Source organism: Kitasatospora sp. NPDC085895 (assembly GCF_040702125.1).
Classification (GTDB): Bacteria; Actinomycetota; Actinomycetes; order Streptomycetales; family Streptomycetaceae; genus Kitasatospora; species Kitasatospora arboriphila.
Genome location: NZ_JBFBJY010000046.1, coordinates 12,522 through 28,169, shown reverse-complemented (window position 1 = coordinate 28,169; position 15,648 = coordinate 12,522). Strand labels below are relative to the sequence as shown.

At 72.6% G+C, this 15,648-nt stretch carries 13 protein-coding genes, 2 tRNA genes and 1 riboswitch; of the genes, 10 read left to right on the top strand and 5 right to left on the bottom strand.

Features of this window, described 5'->3' with window-relative positions; translation table 11 throughout:
- Positions 1 to 150: 150 nt before the first annotated feature.
- Positions 151 to 750, top strand: a complete 600-nt coding sequence (locus AB0442_RS25660) for a biotin transporter BioY (RefSeq protein WP_366165617.1) — start codon at positions 151 to 153, stop codon at positions 748 to 750.
- Positions 751 to 818: 68 nt separating this feature from the next.
- Positions 819 to 1,304: a ribose-5-phosphate isomerase gene (locus tag AB0442_RS25655; protein WP_030270489.1), complete on the top strand. Its 486-nt coding sequence runs from the start codon at positions 819 to 821 to the stop codon at positions 1,302 to 1,304.
- A 35-nt stretch (positions 1,305 to 1,339) separates the two neighbouring features.
- Here the strand turns inward: AB0442_RS25655 and AB0442_RS25650 are convergent, their stop codons facing one another.
- Entirely contained in the window at positions 1,340 to 2,599 is a 1,260-nt protein-coding gene (locus AB0442_RS25650; RefSeq protein ID WP_366165615.1) for a GNAT family N-acetyltransferase, read from the bottom strand.
- A 301-nt stretch (positions 2,600 to 2,900) separates the two neighbouring features.
- Here AB0442_RS25650 and AB0442_RS25645 point away from each other — a divergent pair, with 301 nt between their 5' ends.
- Positions 2,901 to 4,031, top strand: coding sequence for a PP2C family protein-serine/threonine phosphatase (locus AB0442_RS25645; RefSeq protein WP_366165655.1), 1,131 nt, complete (start codon positions 2,901 to 2,903; stop codon positions 4,029 to 4,031).
- A 436-nt stretch (positions 4,032 to 4,467) separates the two neighbouring features.
- Positions 4,468 to 4,662 carry a hypothetical protein gene (locus AB0442_RS25640; protein ID WP_030270493.1) on the top strand — a complete coding sequence of 65 codons (195 nt, stop codon included), beginning with the start codon at positions 4,468 to 4,470 and terminating at the stop codon, positions 4,660 to 4,662.
- 218 nt (positions 4,663 to 4,880) lie between these two features.
- On the opposite strand, the gene AB0442_RS25635 is transcribed toward AB0442_RS25640, so the two are convergent.
- Positions 4,881 to 5,714, bottom strand: a complete 834-nt coding sequence (locus AB0442_RS25635; RefSeq protein WP_366165614.1) for a DUF6348 family protein — start codon at positions 5,712 to 5,714, stop codon at positions 4,881 to 4,883.
- Positions 5,715 to 6,063: 349 nt separating this feature from the next.
- A riboswitch (cyclic di-AMP (ydaO/yuaA leader) is annotated at positions 6,064 to 6,226 on the top strand.
- A gap of 5 nt (positions 6,227 to 6,231) precedes the next feature.
- Here AB0442_RS25635 and AB0442_RS25630 point away from each other — a divergent pair.
- A complete protein-coding gene (locus tag AB0442_RS25630; protein ID WP_366165612.1) occupies positions 6,232 to 7,263 on the top strand; it encodes a peptidoglycan DD-metalloendopeptidase family protein in 1,032 nt (343 codons plus the stop codon).
- Positions 7,264 to 8,001: 738 nt separating this feature from the next.
- Here the strand turns inward: AB0442_RS25630 and AB0442_RS25625 are convergent.
- Positions 8,002 to 8,075: transfer RNA gene (locus tag AB0442_RS25625), tRNA-Gly, on the bottom strand.
- A 164-nt stretch (positions 8,076 to 8,239) separates the two neighbouring features.
- Between AB0442_RS25625 and AB0442_RS25620 the strand changes: the two genes are divergently transcribed.
- The 5 genes from AB0442_RS25620 to clpX all read left to right on the top strand — a co-directional run bounded on the left by AB0442_RS25620 (position 8,240) and on the right by clpX (position 13,223).
- Positions 8,240 to 8,313, top strand: a tRNA-Pro gene (locus AB0442_RS25620).
- A gap of 259 nt (positions 8,314 to 8,572) precedes the next feature.
- Complete coding sequence (gene tig / locus AB0442_RS25615) at positions 8,573 to 9,964, top strand: trigger factor (RefSeq protein ID WP_366165610.1); 1,392 nt, start codon at positions 8,573 to 8,575, stop codon at positions 9,962 to 9,964.
- A gap of 285 nt (positions 9,965 to 10,249) precedes the next feature.
- A complete protein-coding gene (locus AB0442_RS25610) occupies positions 10,250 to 10,879 on the top strand; it encodes an ATP-dependent Clp protease proteolytic subunit (protein WP_052390707.1) in 630 nt (209 codons plus the stop codon).
- A 50-nt stretch (positions 10,880 to 10,929) separates the two neighbouring features.
- Entirely contained in the window at positions 10,930 to 11,586 is a 657-nt protein-coding gene (locus tag AB0442_RS25605) for an ATP-dependent Clp protease proteolytic subunit (RefSeq protein ID WP_030270507.1), read from the top strand.
- A gap of 350 nt (positions 11,587 to 11,936) precedes the next feature.
- Positions 11,937 to 13,223, top strand: a complete 1,287-nt coding sequence (gene clpX / locus AB0442_RS25600; RefSeq protein ID WP_263105397.1) for an ATP-dependent Clp protease ATP-binding subunit ClpX — start codon at positions 11,937 to 11,939, stop codon at positions 13,221 to 13,223.
- A 121-nt stretch (positions 13,224 to 13,344) separates the two neighbouring features.
- Here the strand turns inward: clpX and AB0442_RS25595 are convergent, their stop codons facing one another.
- On the bottom strand, positions 13,345 to 14,151 hold the full coding sequence (locus AB0442_RS25595; RefSeq protein ID WP_366165608.1) for a hypothetical protein: 807 nt from the start codon (positions 14,149 to 14,151) through the stop codon (positions 13,345 to 13,347).
- Positions 14,152 to 14,270: 119 nt separating this feature from the next.
- Positions 14,271 to 15,194: a hypothetical protein gene (locus tag AB0442_RS25590; RefSeq protein WP_366165606.1), complete on the bottom strand. Its 924-nt coding sequence runs from the start codon at positions 15,192 to 15,194 to the stop codon at positions 14,271 to 14,273.
- Positions 15,195 to 15,648 lie beyond the last annotated feature (454 nt).

Here is a 15,648-nt window from a genome sequence, read left to right as displayed (position 1 = left end):
CGTAGCGCCGGAGCGCCGGCGCAGTGCCGCAGGCGGGACCCCACAAAACCCGGGCCTGACGCTTTGTCGGGGACGGCGCCGTCGGTTCGCACACCTGCGCGTAGGTTCACAACTGTTCACTGATCATCGAGCAGATGCGGAGCCCTCCCGATGGCCACGGCCGCGCCGATCACCGGCACCCCCGTTCTCGCCGACCTGCTGCCCCGCGCCACCACCCGCCTCGGCGGCCAGGTGCGCGAACTCGCCCTCGTCGCCGGTGGCGCCGCCCTCACCGGCCTCGCCGCCCAGCTGTCCGTCCCGGTGCCCGGCTCGCCCGTCCCCGTCACCGGCCAGACCTTCGCCGCCCTGCTCGTCGGCACCGCCCTCGGCGCCCGCCGCGGCACGGCCTCCCTCGGCCTCTACCTGCTCGCCGGCACGGCCGGCCTGCCCTGGTTCGCCGAGGGCGCCTCCGGCTGGACGATGCCCAGCCTCGGCTACGTCCTCGGATTCGTCCTCGCCGCCGGCCTCACCGGCGCGCTCGCCCGCCGCGGCGCCGACCGCAGCCCGCTGCGCACCGCCGGCGCCATGGTCCTCGGCAACCTCGCGATCTACGCCGTCGGCGTGCCCTACCTCGCCGCCGCCCTGCACGTCCCGCTCGCGAAGGCGGCCGACCTCGGCCTCTACCCCTACCTGGTCGGCGACGCCCTCAAGGCCGTCCTCGCCATGGGCGCCCTGCCGCTCGCCTGGAAGCTCCTCGGCCGCACCCGCTGACCGGGGCGCGGGGGCCCGCGCCCGCCCCCTCCCGCGGGCCGGTGCACGCGCATGCCACACTCATGGTCATGCGCGTGTACCTGGGCTCCGACCATGCCGGATACGAACTGAAGAACCACCTCGTCGAGTGGCTGAAGGGGGCCGGCCACGAGCCGGTCGACTGCGGCCCGCACATCTACGACGCCGAGGACGACTACCCGCCGTTCTGCCTGCGCGCCGCCGAGCGCACCGCCGCCGACCCCGAGGCCCTCGGCGTCGTCATCGGCGGCTCCGGCAACGGCGAGGCGATCGCCGCCAACAAGGTCAAGGGCGTCCGCGCCGCGCTCGCCTGGAGCGAGCAGACCGCCGCCCTCGGCCGCGAGCACAACAACGCCAACGTCATCTCCGTCGGCGGCCGCATGCACACCCTCGACGAGGCCACCAAGTTCGTCGAGATCTTCCTCAACACCCCGTACAGCGGCGAGGCCCGGCACACCCGCCGGATCGAGATGCTGAGCGAGTACGAGACCACCGGCGAGCTCCCGCCGATCCCGGCCCACCACCCCCAGGGCTGACCGACCCCTCCGAGACGCCTGGGCCGCACGGGCCGTCAGAACCCGTGCGGCAGCCAGGGCGCCACGTCCGAGGCGAACGCCCGCGACGCCTGCGCCAGCGCCCCCTCCCGCAGCTCGGTGACCAGACCCGCCCGGGCCAGCGCCGCCAGCGTCTCCCCGCCGAGGTAGGCGCACCCCAGCTCCCGGACGTCCAGCGCCAGATCGGCCGGCGCCCCGGTGCGGACACAGCTCGTCGCCCGGCCAGGACCGGCACTGCGCAGCCGCCAGCGGCCCGCGTTCCACGGACAGAAGCCGTCCGCCACCTCCAGCACCACGTCCAGCGGCTGCGCGTAGCCCCGCGACTCCAGCGCCGCCCCGACGTCCACCAGCCGCAGGTGCAGCGCGTCGCTCAGCCGCGGCTCCAGCCGGCGCACGTCCGACACCAGGTGCAGCAGCGGATCGTCCACCGGCAGGTTCCCCGCCTCCACCGTGTCCACCAGGTCCAGGTCCAGCAGGAAGCGCCACAGCCGCGCGTACACCGCCGGCGTCAGCGCCTCGACGTCCCGCACCTTCACCCGGCCCGCCGCGTTGTCCGCCGCCGACCAGTCCACCTTCGCCGAGTAGCGGGCGTAGCCGAGCAGCCGGCCGCTCCCGGCGTCCTCCGCGAGCACGCACTGCCGCGGCGAGAAGCCGCCCCGCGAGGACGGCACGTCCAGCAGCGGGTGCCGCTCCCAGCCGGGGCTCCGCTCCAGCCGGCCCGGACGCCCCGGCACCAGCGCGGCGTACAGCTCCTCGCAGGCCGGCGAGGCCTCCACCGGGTCGGCCAGCCGCAACCGCAGCGCCGGGTTCTCCGCCACCGGCAGCGACACCCGGTGGCAGGGCACCTTCACCGCCATCCGCCAGGTGGCCCGCCCGAACCCGAACCGGCCGTAGATGCCCGGCTCCGAGGCGGTCAGCGCCGCCAGCGGCTCCCGTGCGGCCCGCACGTCGTCCAGCAGCCTCCGCATCAGCGCCGTCAGCCCGCCCCGCCGGCGGTGGGTGGGCAGCACGCCGACCATGGTGACGCCCGCCACCGGCAGCACCGCCCCGCCGGGCACCGCCATCCGGAAACTGAACGCACCGCCGCCGCCGACCGGCTCCGCACCGTCGCACACCACCAGGGAACGCCCGACCTCGGTCAGCGAGCGGTACAGCTCCCGCTCCTCGGCCGACTCCTCCTCACCGCCGAACGCGACCTCCAACCGGCGGTACCAGCCGTCCCACTCCTCCGCGGCGAGCGGACGGACCGTCAGCGCGCCGGTGTCACCTGTCGTCATGCCGCCCACCCTCGCACCCGGCGCCGGCCGTGTGCGACCGACTTACCGTCGCGCCGTCACCACCGGCGCCCGGACGACGGCATGCGCCCCCGGAGTGCGGACGACGGCGCACTCCCGCCACCCGGCCGAAACCCGCCGCAGAACACCCGGGCGCCCGCGCAGCCCCGGCGCAGGCGTCGACGCCGACCCGCAACCGTGGATAAGGTCGGACCCCATGGCTGGCAGCACGCAGGGCACCCCGCCCCGGACGACTGCGACGGGCCCCACCGCGAGCGCGGCCAGGGAGCCCGTGACGGCCCGGTTGCGCACGAGGCTCCGCCGGGCCCGACGCACCGTGCGCCGAACCGGCGTCGACTACTTCCGCGGCGCCGCCCCCGACTGGCTCGCCTTCGCGCTCTTCCTCGCCGCCGTCCCGCTGCTCGTCGTCCTCAACCTCTGGATCCCGGCCTGGGTGCCGCCCACCTCCCTGGTGCTCCCCGTCCTCGCCGGCTCCCTGCTGCTGCGCCCCGGCACCCTCGTCCTGCTCTACGCCGCCGCCGCGGTCGGCCTCTCCACCGAATCTCTCATCCACACCGGCGAACGCGTCGCCAGCGACAACCCCGACGCCTACGTCTACGGCGTCACCCCCGGCGCCGCCCTGGTCGTCGGCGCGGTCGGCGTCGCCGGCCTGCTGCTCGCCCAGTTCCGCAGCCGGGTCGGCGTGCCCTGGCGGGGCGGCGGCACCATGCTCTTCGACCTCCGCGAACGGCTCCGGGTGCAGAGCCAGCTGCCCCGGCTGCCCGAGGGTTGGTCCGCGGACATGGCGCTGCGCCCCGCCGGCGGCCAGTCCTTCTCCGGCGACTTCGTGGTCGCCGCCCGCACCGGCCCCGGCGGCCGCACCCTGGAGGTCGTCCTCGCCGACGTCTCCGGCAAGGGCATGGACGCCGGCAGCCGCGCCCTGCTGCTCTCCGGCGCCTTCGGCGGACTGCTCGGCTCGCTGCCCGCGCACGACTTCCTGCCCGCCGCCAACGGCTACCTGCTGCGCCAGGAGTGGGAGGAGGGCTTCGCCACCGCCGTCCACCTGGTGCTCGACCTCGACACCGGCCAGTACGAACTGCTCTCCGCCGGCCACCTGCCCGGCATGCAGCGGCACGGCGGCACCGGCGCCTGGGAGGCCAAGGAGTCCGAGGAGGGCCCGCTGCTCGGCATCTACGACGGCGCCAAGTTCGAGGGCCTGCGCGGCCGGCTCGACAGCGGGGACGTGCTGATGCTGTGCACCGACGGCATGGTCGAGATCCCCGGCCGCGACCTCGCCGAGGGCATGGACCGGCTGATGGGCGAGGCCGACCGACTCGTCGTCAACGGCTTCCGCGGCGCCGCGGGCCGCCTCATCGAGACCGTCGCCAAGGACGTCAACGACGACCGCGCCGTGCTGCTGGTGGGGCGGCAGTAGCGCCTGTCAACCCCCGGGAGTGATCTTCGGCCAATCCTGACAACCTCTTCACCTGCGGACCGCGGGCCCCGGGCCTGTCGATCGGCCGTTCCGGCGCGTTCCACCCCGCCCCCGCCGACGGTTCGTCAGGAGACATCGGCTATCGTCTCGGTCGGCGGAAATTCGTCTCACATGGCAGGATCTTCGCTCCGGGCTCCCGGCTAGTCCTTTACGCAGGCAGCACGAACGACCACACTGAGTCCGGGTGGGCTGGTCGATGCTCGGGGGACGGGGGGCGAGAGGTGCGGCAGACAGCAGGCGTCACCGGCGCCGCGGACGCCTCCACGGCGGCGGGATCGGTCGACTCGTGCCAGGGACGGTCGGCGCAGGCCGCGGTCCGGTTCCGACACGGGGTTCCAGCACGAACCCCCGCCACAGATTGAGGAAGTGAGTCCGGGTGGCCTTCTCCGTCTCCGCGCTGTTCCTGTTCGGCGTCATCGTCGTCATCTTCATCCGCAACAAGCAGCTGAAGACCAGCCACGCCATCATCGCGGCACTCTTCGGCTTCATGGTGAGCCAGTCCACGGCCGCCCGGCCGATCCAGGACTTCCTCAACCAGCTGGCGAAGACCATCTCCTCCGTCGCGAGCTGACCCCTCCCGCGGGCCGGACTCCGCCCCCGGCGGGCGAACTCCGCTCCGGTGGTCCGTTCCGATGGGCCGAAGTCCCCTTCGCGGGACGGACTCCGCCCTCGCGGGCCGGGTTCCGACTCCGGTCCGGCCGTGGCGTCCGAGCCGGTCGTGCCCGTCCGCCCCGGGGGTGTCGCCAGACCCGGGCCGACCGCCGTCGTGAGCCGTCCGGCCGTCCGGACCTACCGCCCGGCCCGGGCCCGCCGCCAGCGGGCCAGCACCCCCGGCCGCGCGGCGGGCGCGGCGATCCCGGTGTTCCCCACGGCCCCGGCGGGCCGGGCGCCGCCGGCGTCCACGGGGGCGGAGCGGACTGCCGCGGGGGCCTCCCCGACGGGCCGGCCCTCCGGCACCATCAGCACGAACAGCCGTGCCCAGCACAGCCGTTCGCCGCGCGGCCAGCCGAGCGCGCGCAGCGCCGCCGAGGCGGACTCGGACACCGCGCCGTTGACCCGGACCTCGGCGACGTCCTCGCCCGCCCGGCCGCCCAGGAACAGCTTCACACCTGTCACGGCCGGCTCCGCACCGTCCGGAGCCAGCTCCGGGGCCAGCACCCCGGCGAGCTCCGGCAACAACCGGTGGCCGGCGAGCCACTCCGACAGCCGTTCGCTGTCGAAGCCGAAGACGGCGGCCGGCCCCTGCACGGCCCGCCAGCCCGGCAACCGCGCCGCGCGGACGTGGTCGCCGTGCGCCCCGCGGCCCTCCTGCAGCTCGACCACCGCGGCCGCGGTGGTGGTCGCCCACATCCGCACCGCGCTCTCCAGCCGCTCCTCCTCCGTCCGGCCGAGGCCCGCCGTGCAGTCCCACACCACCGGGCCGTCCGCCCGCCCCACGTCGAAGGCGAAACCGAGGTCGACGTGCCCCGCGCCGCCGCCCTCGCCCGGGTGCTCCCGCACCGCCACGGCCGTCGTCCCGGGCCCGCGGACCACACTGCCCTCGACCGTGAACCGCTGACCGAACCGGGCCATCTCCCGGACGACGCTGCGCTGGATCACATCCAGCCTGGACTGCGCGCGCACCCGGGGCTCCTCGCTCGAAAAGGGGTCGAACACCGTTCGGGAGCGAGGCTATCGGCCCCCCGGGTGACCAGCGTCACCGGGCGGGCCATGATCCGTGCCGGGCCGCGAGCGGGCAGCCACGCGGGGTGTCCGATTTGCCTGACTGCTGATGGTCCGGACACGTACGGTCACTGCGGCGACTGCGCTCCGCCCACCGACGGCGGGCGGAGAGTGACCCCCGCGAGGGCCCCGGGGGGCCGTTGGGGACGGGGAGCTTGCCTCCGGAGGGGCCCATCGGTTTTCCTCGGAGCCTGCCCGGCCACACCGGCCGGGCGGGCCACCGGGCGGAACGCCGAGTCCTGCCGCCGTCCGGGGTCACGCACCCTTCCGTGCACGGCAGGAGCGGGGGACCCAAGGTAAGTGCCGCACCCGGTGATCCGGGACGGCTTGGGGTGAAGTCGCGTCATTTCCGCGACCGGGCGAACTCCCCGCCCGAACCCGACAGCTCACCTCGCAGGCGTCGGAGAGGAACACCCCCATGTCCGTTCTGGGCACCCGTCTGTCCCGCGTCGCCGTCGCCACCGGTGTGGCCGCCGCCGCCATCGCCATCCCCGTCACCGCCGCCTCCGCCGCGAGCGCCCACGGCGCCGTCCCGGCCGCCGCTCCGGCCGCCGCCGCTCCGGCCGCCGCGCACGCCGAGGCCCCCGCCGCCGCTCCGGCCGCCGACGCCGCTCAGGCCGCCGACGCCAGCTACAAGGTCGTCCGTGGCGACACCCTGTCCAAGATCGCCAACGCGCAGCACGTCGACGGCGGCTGGAAGAAGCTCTACCAGGACAACCGGCAGGTCATCGGCGGCAACCCGAACCTGATCTTCCCGGGCCAGAAGCTGACCGTCGGCGGCCACGCCGTTCAGGCCGCCGCCCCGCAGGCCGAGACGAAGAAGTCCGACGCCGCCGCCTCGCGTTCCGAGAAGCGCACCCCGGTCCAGGCCGCGCCGAAGCCGGCCGCCCCCCAGACCGAGGCCGCCAAGCCCGCCGCGCCGAAGACCGAGGCCGCCAAGCCGGCCGCGCCGAAGACCGAGGCCGCCAAGCCGGCCGCGCCGAAGACCGAGGCCGCCAAGCCGGCCGCGCCGAAGACCGAGGCCGCCAAGCCCGCCGCCGCTGCCTCCGGCTACGTCGCGCCGGTCGCCGCCTCCCTGGGCACCCCGTACCACAAGGCCGGCTCCAACTGGTCCAGCGGCTACCACACCGGTGTCGACTTCGCCGTCAGCACCGGCACCTCGATCCACGCGATCGCCGCCGGCACCGTCGTCGAGGCCGGCTGGGGCGGCGCCTACGGCAACAACGTCGTCATCAAGCACGCCGACGGCAAGTACTCGCAGTACGCCCACTTCTCGGCCCTGAAGGTCTCGGTCGGCCAGACCGTCACCGCCGGCCAGATCATCGGCCTCTCCGGCGCGACCGGCAACGTCACCGGCCCGCACCTGCACTTCGAGGTCCGCACCACCCCGTCGTACGGCTCCGACATCGACCCGGTGGCGTACCTCGCCGCCCACGGTGTCCGCGTCTGACGCACACCGCTGACGCGCTCCGCTGACGCGAACCCTGCCGAGGCAGCGCCGCCGAGGCACACCGCGCGGCATCCGAAGGCCCGGCCCGGGGATCCTGTGATCCCGGGCCGGGCCTCGGCCGTTCCCAACCTCCCGTGCCGCACGGGCACTTCACCGCTCCCGCGCCGCGCCGGCGCGGCTCCCCGGTACGGCGGGCAACACGCCCCCGACCGGCAGAACGTTCCCGAACGGCCGACCGGGGCGAAGCGCGCCGCCGTCCTGCTCGCCGTCGCCACCGCCGTCACCCGCCACCACCTGGGCTGACCGGCCAAACCCCATCGACGACGACCCCGGAGACCGGCGCCACGAACGCCACCCGGGTCGTCCTCGCGACGTCCGGTTCCGCGGACCCGGTGCGAAGAGCGTCTTCGCGGCTGTGCGTACGACCGCTCTCTGGCATGTGCCCGTCGGCAGGTTGCCGCGGAGTGCGGCAACCGTTGCACCACCTTGCGCACCTCGTGCGCCGAGACCTCTCCCAAGGATCCGTGCACGTTCGCCGAACGGGAGGTCGGGCCCTCTTCGTGCGGTCACCGCCCGTGGCGCCGAATGAGCTGCGCGCCGGGGGAGCAGTCCGTACGGTGCGGCAGTCGCGTCGCCTTCGAGCCATGGACCCGAGCCCGCGGCGCGGTGCTCCGGGAGTGCCACGGACGACGAAGGCCCCAGCTCCGCGATCATGTCGCTGAGCTGGGGCCTTCGTGTTGGAGCGGGCGACGGGAATCGAACCCGCGTGGCCAGTTTGGAAGACTGGGGCTCTACCATTGAGCTACGCCCGCGTACGTGCGTTGACGGCACGTCGCCCCTCAGCCGGTGCGGGCCTCGGGGACGGGGGTCAGCCTACCTGGTCGGGTCGGCCGAATGCACACCGCTTTCGCTCCTGTGCCTGCTGATATTACGGCGAGGGGGCCCGGACCGGCGTGTACTCTCTCTTTCGGCACTACGGGGTGTGGCGCAGTTTGGTAGCGCGTCCGCTTTGGGAGCGGAAGGCCGTCGGTTCGAATCCGGTCACCCCGACGCTTTCGGCAGGGTCTCGTCAGGCGGGCGGGGCCCTGTTGCTTTCGTGGTACCGGTAGGATGGGCCGATGGCGGTGGTACCTGTGGCATGCACACAGGCGGCAGCCGCCCGAGGGCGAGGAGTCACGCTCACCGTCCACCCCCGTACGGGAGATGCAGCCCCAATCGCCCATCGCCCGTCTCGCCCGACCGACCGGCCGTTCCGGCCGCGGACGTCTGGCGGAGACAACCTGACCGCAAGCCCATAGGAGACCAAACCGTGAAGAGCGCCGTCGAGACTCTGAACCCGACCCGGGTTCGACTCACCGTCGAGGTGCCCTTCGAGGAGCTCAAGCCCAGCCTCGACGCGGCGTACAAGAAGATCAACCAGCAGGTCACGGTTCCGGGCTTCCGCAAGGGCAAGATCCCGGCTCGCGTCATCGACCAGCGTTTCGGCCGTGCCGCGGTGCTGGAGGAGGCCGTCAACGACGCCCTGCCGCGCTTCTACACGCAGGCCGTCGACGAGGGCAAGATCGAGGTCCTCGGCCAGCCCGAGATCACCGACATCGAGGGCGTGGAGCGGATCGCCGACGGCGGCGACCTGAAGTTCACCGCCGAGGTGGACGTCCGCCCGGAGATCGCCCTTCCGGACTTCTCGGAGATCTCGGTCACCGTCGACGCCGTCTCGGTCGCCGACGAGGACGTCGAGAAGTCGCTGGAGCAGCTCCGCGAGCGCTTCTCCTCCGTGAAGGACGTCGAGCGCGCCGCCGCGGCCGGCGACGTCGTGGTCGTGGACCTCGAGGCCAAGGTCGACGGCGAGGTGCCGGAGGACGGCACCGCCGCCGGCGTCAGCTACGAGATCGGCTCCGGCCGCCTGCTGGACGGCATCGACGACGCCGTGATCGGCCTGTCCGCCGGTGAGTCCAAGACCTTCACCACCGAGCTCAAGGGCGGCACCCAGGCCGGCAAGAGCTCCGAGGTCACCGTCACCGTGACCGCCGTCCAGGAGAAGGAGCTCCCCGAGCTCGACGACGAGTTCGCCCAGCTGGCGAGCGAGTTCGACACCCTGGACGAGCTGAAGGAGGACTCCCGCAAGCGCCTCGAGCGCATGAAGGAGTTCGACCAGGCCACCCAGGCCCAGGAGAAGGTCCTGGACGAGCTGCTGACCCGGGTCGAGATGGAGTACCCGGAGAAGCTCCTCAAGGACGAGGTCGAGACCCGCAAGCACAACCTCGAGCACCACCAGCTCGAGCCGATGGGCATGAACCTCGAGACCTACCTCGCGACCCAGGACAAGTCCGTCGAGGACTACGAGAAGGAGACCGAGGAGCAGGCGAAGAAGGGCATCAAGACCCAGTTCGTCCTGGACGAGATCGTCGCGAAGGAGGAGCTCAACGTCAGCCAGGAGGAGCTGACCGAGCACCTCATCCGTCGCGCCGCCGGCTCGGGCCTCACCCCGGACCAGTTCGCCCAGCAGATCGTCCAGGGCGGCCAGGTTCCGCTGCTGGTCGGCGAGGTCGCCCGCGGCAAGGCGCTGGCCCTGGTCGTCGAGGCCGCCACCGTCACCGACAGCAACGGTGAGACCGTCTCCTTCGAGGACGACGAGGACGAGACCGAGGCCACCGACGCCGTCGAGACCGTCGAGGTCGAGGACGAGGCCACCGAGGCCTGATCCTCACACCCGTACGACCCCGGCCCGGACACCCCAGGTGTCCGGGCCGGGGTCGTGTCGTGGGGGTTCCCGCCCGCCGCCCGCCCGCCCCATCCGGTCTCCACCCGCCCGGTCGCCACCCGCCCACCCACCCGGTCTCCCGTATTTCCGCGCGCACCCTGCGCTCACAGCGAACAGTTCTGCGTGGGGGATTCTGAGCCGCGGCCTGCGCGTTAGGGTCGGTGGACAGCGACACACACGCAGATCGACTGAGCAGGTGGCTAAGTGACGTTCCCGCAGATGCAGATGGATGGCCTGACGGCGCCGCGCGCCGCCGCCGGTGACGTGCTCGGCGGCCTGGGCGACCAGGTCTACAACCGGCTGCTCAACGAGCGCATCATCTTCCTCGGCCAGCAGGTCGACGACGACATCGCCAACAAGATCACCGCGCAGCTCCTCCTCCTGGCGGCCGACCCGGAGAAGGACATCTTCCTGTACATCAACTCCCCGGGCGGTTCGATCTCGGCGGGCATGGCGATCTACGACACCATGCAGTACATCAAGAACGACGTGGTGACCATCGCGATGGGCATGGCGGCCTCGATGGGCCAGTTCCTGCTCACCGCGGGCGCCAAGGGCAAGCGCTTCTCGCTGCCCAACGCCAACATCCTGATGCACCAGCCCTCCGCCGGTCTGGGCGGTTCCGCCTCCGACATCCGGATCCAGGCCGAGCAGCTGCTGCGCACCAAGAAGCGCATGTCCGAGCTGATCGCCTTCCACAGCGGCCAGAGCTTCGACCAGATCACCGCTGACTCCGACCGCGACCGCTGGTTCACCCCGGAGGAGGCCAAGGCGTACGGCCTCATCGACGAGATCATGCACAGCGCCGCGGACGTCCCCGGTGGCGGCGGCACCGGCGCAGGCTTCACCGCCTGACGGCCGGCCCCAGACTTCCAGACCGCACGCTTCGGAGGACCGAACACCCCATGAACACTCCCTACACGCCGCGCGGCGAGTTCCAGGGCCCCCGCGCCGAGGGCCGCTACATCGTGCCGCGCTTCGTCGAGCGCACCTCCCAGGGCATCCGCGAGTACGACCCGTACGCCAAGCTGTTCGAGGAGCGCATCATCTTCCTCGGCTCGCAGGTGGACGACGTCTCGGCCAACGACATCATGGCCCAGCTGCTGTGCCTGGAGTCGATGGACCCGGACCGCGAGATCCAGATGTACATCAACTCGCCCGGCGGCTCGTTCACGGCCCTCACGGCCATCTACGACACCATGCAGTACGTGAAGCCGGACATCACCACCGTCTGCATGGGCCAGGCGGCCTCCGCCGCGGCCGTGCTGCTGGCGGCCGGCACCCCGGGCAAGCGGATGGCGCTGCCGAACGCCCGCATCCTGATCCACCAGCCGTACACCGAGACCGGCCGCGGCCAGGTGTCCGACCTGGAGATCCAGGCCAAGGAGATCTTCCGGATGCGCGAGCAGCTGGAGGAGATGCTGGCCAAGCACTCCAACAAGCCGGTCGAGACGGTGCGCGACGACATCGAGCGCGACAAGATCCTGACCGCCGAGGAGGCGCTGGAGTACGGGCTGATCGACCAGATCATCTCGACCCGCAAGTCCTCGCTGACGGGCTGAGCCCTTCGCGGCTTCGGGGGCGGGGCCGTGCGCGGCTGTCGGTTCCTCACGAACCACCGGTGCAGGAGCGCCGGACGGTACGGGGGCGCGCGACAGTGACGTACGCCCCGCCCCGACCCGTTCCGGTCGAGGCGCTCGGACGGGCACAATGCAGTATGGGCGCATGCCCGTGAGACGGCTTCTGTTCGGTATCAATTCGCCCAGGGCGTAGGGCAGAGCTGTCGAAGTCGGCGGAATCACCGGCTCGGCAGAGTACCGTCGGATAGCGAGACCGACCGCCGACGGCGCAGCCGGTCCACAGCACCAGGCCCCGGAGAGCTGCGGGGCCCCTGGCGAAGGGGAAGCACCTCGTGGCACGCATCGGAGACGGTGGCGACCTGCTCAAGTGCTCGTTCTGCGGCAAGTCGCAGAAGCAGGTGAAGAAGCTGATCGCCGGGCCTGGCGTCTACATCTGCGACGAGTGCATCGACCTCTGCAACGAGATCATCGAGGAGGAGCTCGCGGAGTCCTCGGAGGTCCGTTTCGAGGAGCTGCCGAAGCCCCGTGAGATCTACGAGTTCCTCGACCAGTACGTGGTCGGCCAGGACCTCGCGAAGAAGGCGCTGTCCGTCGCGGTCTACAACCACTACAAGCGCGTCCAGGCCGGTGAGAACGGCCGCGCCGGCAACGGCCGCGAGGACGCCATCGAGCTGGCGAAGTCGAACATCCTGCTGCTCGGCCCGACCGGTTCCGGCAAGACGCTGCTGGCGCAGACGCTGGCCCGGATGCTGAACGTGCCGTTCGCCATCGCGGACGCCACCGCACTGACCGAGGCCGGCTACGTCGGCGAGGACGTCGAGAACATCCTGCTCAAGCTGATCCAGGCGGCGGACTACGACGTCAAGAAGGCCGAGACCGGGATCATCTACATCGACGAGATCGACAAGGTCGCCCGCAAGAGCGAGAACCCGTCGATCACCCGCGACGTCTCCGGCGAGGGCGTGCAGCAGGCGCTGCTGAAGATCCTGGAGGGCACCACCGCCTCGGTGCCGCCGCAGGGCGGGCGCAAGCACCCGCACCAGGAGTTCATCCAGATCGACACCACCAACGTGCTGTTCATCGTGGGCGGTGCCTTCGCGGGCCTGGAGCGGATCATCGAGGGCCGGGCCGGCGCCAAGGGCATCGGCTTCGGCGCGACCATCCGCTCCAAGCGGGAGTCGGACGCGAGCGACCACTTCCGCCAGGTCATGCCGGAGGACCTGGTGAAGTTCGGCATGATCCCCGAGTTCATCGGCCGTCTGCCCGTGATCACCAGCGTGCACAACCTGGACCGCGAGGCGCTGCTGCAGATCCTCACCGAGCCGAAGAACGCGCTGGTCAAGCAGTACCGCAAGCTCTTCGAGCTGGACGGCGTGGAGCTGGAGTTCACCCGGGACGCGCTGGAGGCCATCGCCGACCAGGCGATCCTGCGCGGCACCGGCGCCCGCGGCCTGCGCGCGATCATGGAGGAGGTGCTGATGTCCGTGATGTACGAGGTCCCCTCCCGCCAGGACGTCGCCCGCGTGGTCGTGACCGGGGACGTCGTCTCCAAGCACGCCATTCCCACCCTCGTGCCGCGCGACATGATCAAGCGCGAGCGCCGGGAGAAGAGCGCCTGACGTTCGGCCCCACGACACACGGCGAAGGCCCTGCACCCGGAAGCGGTGCAGGGCCTTCGCCGTTTCGGTCTTCGCCGTGTCGGTCTTCGCCCTCCCCGGCCCCGGCGGGGCCGGGCGGGTGCTACTTCGGCACCTCGGCGATCTGCCGCAGCTCGCGGGCGGCAGCCGCGGCGACGTCCAGGTCCACCTCGGAGTCCTGGTCGACCTCGCCGGTGAGCACGGCGACGAAGGTGGAACCGTCCGCCCAGGCGCACAGACTGTCGTCCTCGGTCGGGGCGCGCATGACCTCGCAGCTCAGCCGGCCGCCGAGCGGGCCCGGGTCGAAGTCCCGGCGGCCGCTGAAGGTGGTGCCCTGGCTGCTCGCGCCCTTCTCGAAGTTGGTGTAGAAGTCGTCGACCTGGCTGCGGGGGGAGAGGACGGTGCCGTAGCCGCCGAAGACCGCGACCACCTTCTTCCGGTCGGTGTACACGGTGCTGACCGGGGTCGGCGACCAGGCGTTGTCGCCCTTGCCGAGCGAGTCGTCGAGTCCGGACTCCAGCTTCTGCGCGAGCGGGTTGGAGTCCTCCCGCGGCAGGCCCTGGAAGGTGCCCGGCAGCGAGATCCGGTAGTTGTCGGTCTTTGAGGTCACGTCATAGACGAAGTAGCCGGCCAGGCCGCCGCCGAGCAGGATGGCACCGCCGACGCAGCCGAGCACCACCCACAGCGTCTTGCGGGACTTCGGCGGCTGCGGGACGACGCCGCCGCCCCACGGCTGCTGGGCCGGCACCCCGTAGCCGCCCGGCTGTCCGTACGGCGGTGCGGGCTGCTGCGGGTAGCCGTAGCCGGGCTGCGGCGGCGGGCCGAAACCGGGCTGGGCGGGCGGCGGGGGAGGGGCCCCGTACGGCTGGGGGGACGGCGGTGGGCCGCCGTACGGATTCTGCTCGGACACCGGAGGTCCTTTCGACGGGTCGGCCCTGGCTGCTCCCCGACCGGCCGGTCCTGCCGGCCGGTCGGGACCGGCTGCTGCCGGCCGGTGCTCCCGGTCGGCCGCCTCGCCGGATGCTTCGGCTACTTCTTCACTTCGACGGCGCCGCGGACGGCGGCGGCCTTCACCGCGGCCTCGGCGGGCGTGATCGGCGCCTTGCCGGTGAAGCTCAGGTCGGCGAAGACCACCTCGGCAGCCGTCCAGCGGTCCGCCCAGAAGCAGACGGTGTTGCCGGCGGCGGTCTTGGTGGCGTTGGTGGTCAGCACCCCGCACTTGAGCTTGGCGCCGGGCGCGCCCGCGCTGCCCGCCGGGTACTCGGTCGGCCGGGTCTTCCAGGTGCTGGTGACGGTCGTGCCGGCGAAGGTCTTCGGCTTGACCGCCTCGGCCTCCAGCGCGAGCAGCACGAGCTCGGGGGTCGCCACCGAGCCGTAGCAGCCGATGACCTGCACCATGTCCGTCTGGCCCTTGGTGTAGTTGCCGGCCACGGCGGTGCCGTCCGAGCAGGCCGGCTTCTGGCCGTCCGGGCCGGGCGTGGCCGGGGCGGAGGTGGCCTTCTGCTGGGTGTGGCCGTCCGGCAGGGACATCGGCAGGTCGAGCTTGTACGCGGCGGAGGCGACCGTGCCGCCGCCGCCCGTGCTGCCGGTACCGCCCGTACCGCCGGTGCCGCCGCCGTCGCCGCCGGACAGGCCCCAGATCGCGAGGCCGCCGCCGATCAGCACCACGGCGCCGATCACCAGACCGATCACCAGACCGGTGTTGCTCTTCGGCGGGGTCGGCGGCGGGTAGCCGCCCGGTGCGCCGTAGGGCTGCGGCTGGCCGGGCACGGGGGCCTGCGGGTAGCCGGGCTGGGCGCCGTACGGCGGGGCCGGAGGCTGCTGCGGGTAGCCGTAGGACGGCGGCTGCGGCGCGCCGTACGCCGGCTGCTGCGGGGCGCCCCCGTACTGCGGCGGCTGGCCGTACGGCTGCTGCGGCTGCCCCTGCGGATACTGCTGGCCCTGGCCGTACATCGAAAATCGATCTCCCCCGCCACGGCGCTCCGCGGCCTGAACTTGGCGTACTCCCCGTCAGTGCCCGCACGGTCGCCCGCGCGAGTATCCGGGCACGCTACCGCACGGCCGTCCGAGCCCGCCGGGGTGGTCCGGGCGGCGGGCGGCGACGGCCGTCCCCCTCGCCCTCCCCCTACCCAGGGGACGGGCGGGCCACCCGCGGACGCCCCGGGCGGCCGGTCCACGCCGGTCCGCGCCCCGCCCGTGCGCGGCGCGGACCGGCGCGGAATCCGCCATTCGGTATATCTCCGGCCGTTCTTGATAGTCCGTTCGGCGGTATTTCATCGTGCGCGTCCGGCATTCGGTCGATGATTCCCGCTGACCGTTTGAACCGTGCATTCTCTCCGTTTGTGCGTGCGCGCGTTCCACCGGTGTTCGGAGTTGGGATGTGTACGGTGTGCAGACGTCCCCATGT

Excerpts from the sequence above, each read along its gene's own strand:
- AB0442_RS25655 (WP_030270489.1), top strand. The coding sequence starts at position 819 with ATGCGCGTGTACCTGGGCTCCGACCATGCCGGATACGAACTGAAGAAC.
- AB0442_RS25630 (WP_366165612.1), top strand. The coding sequence starts at position 6,232 with ATGTCCGTTCTGGGCACCCGTCTGTCCCGCGTCGCCGTCGCCACCGGT.
- AB0442_RS25605 (WP_030270507.1), top strand. The coding sequence starts at position 10,930 with ATGAACACTCCCTACACGCCGCGCGGCGAGTTCCAGGGCCCCCGCGCC.
- AB0442_RS25650 (WP_366165615.1), bottom strand. The coding sequence starts at position 2,599 with ATGACGACAGGTGACACCGGCGCGCTGACGGTCCGTCCGCTCGCCGCG.
- AB0442_RS25610 (WP_052390707.1), top strand. The coding sequence starts at position 10,250 with ATGGATGGCCTGACGGCGCCGCGCGCCGCCGCCGGTGACGTGCTCGGC.
- AB0442_RS25590 (WP_366165606.1), bottom strand. The coding sequence starts at position 15,194 with ATGTACGGCCAGGGCCAGCAGTATCCGCAGGGGCAGCCGCAGCAGCCG.
- AB0442_RS25660 (WP_366165617.1), top strand. The coding sequence starts at position 151 with ATGGCCACGGCCGCGCCGATCACCGGCACCCCCGTTCTCGCCGACCTG.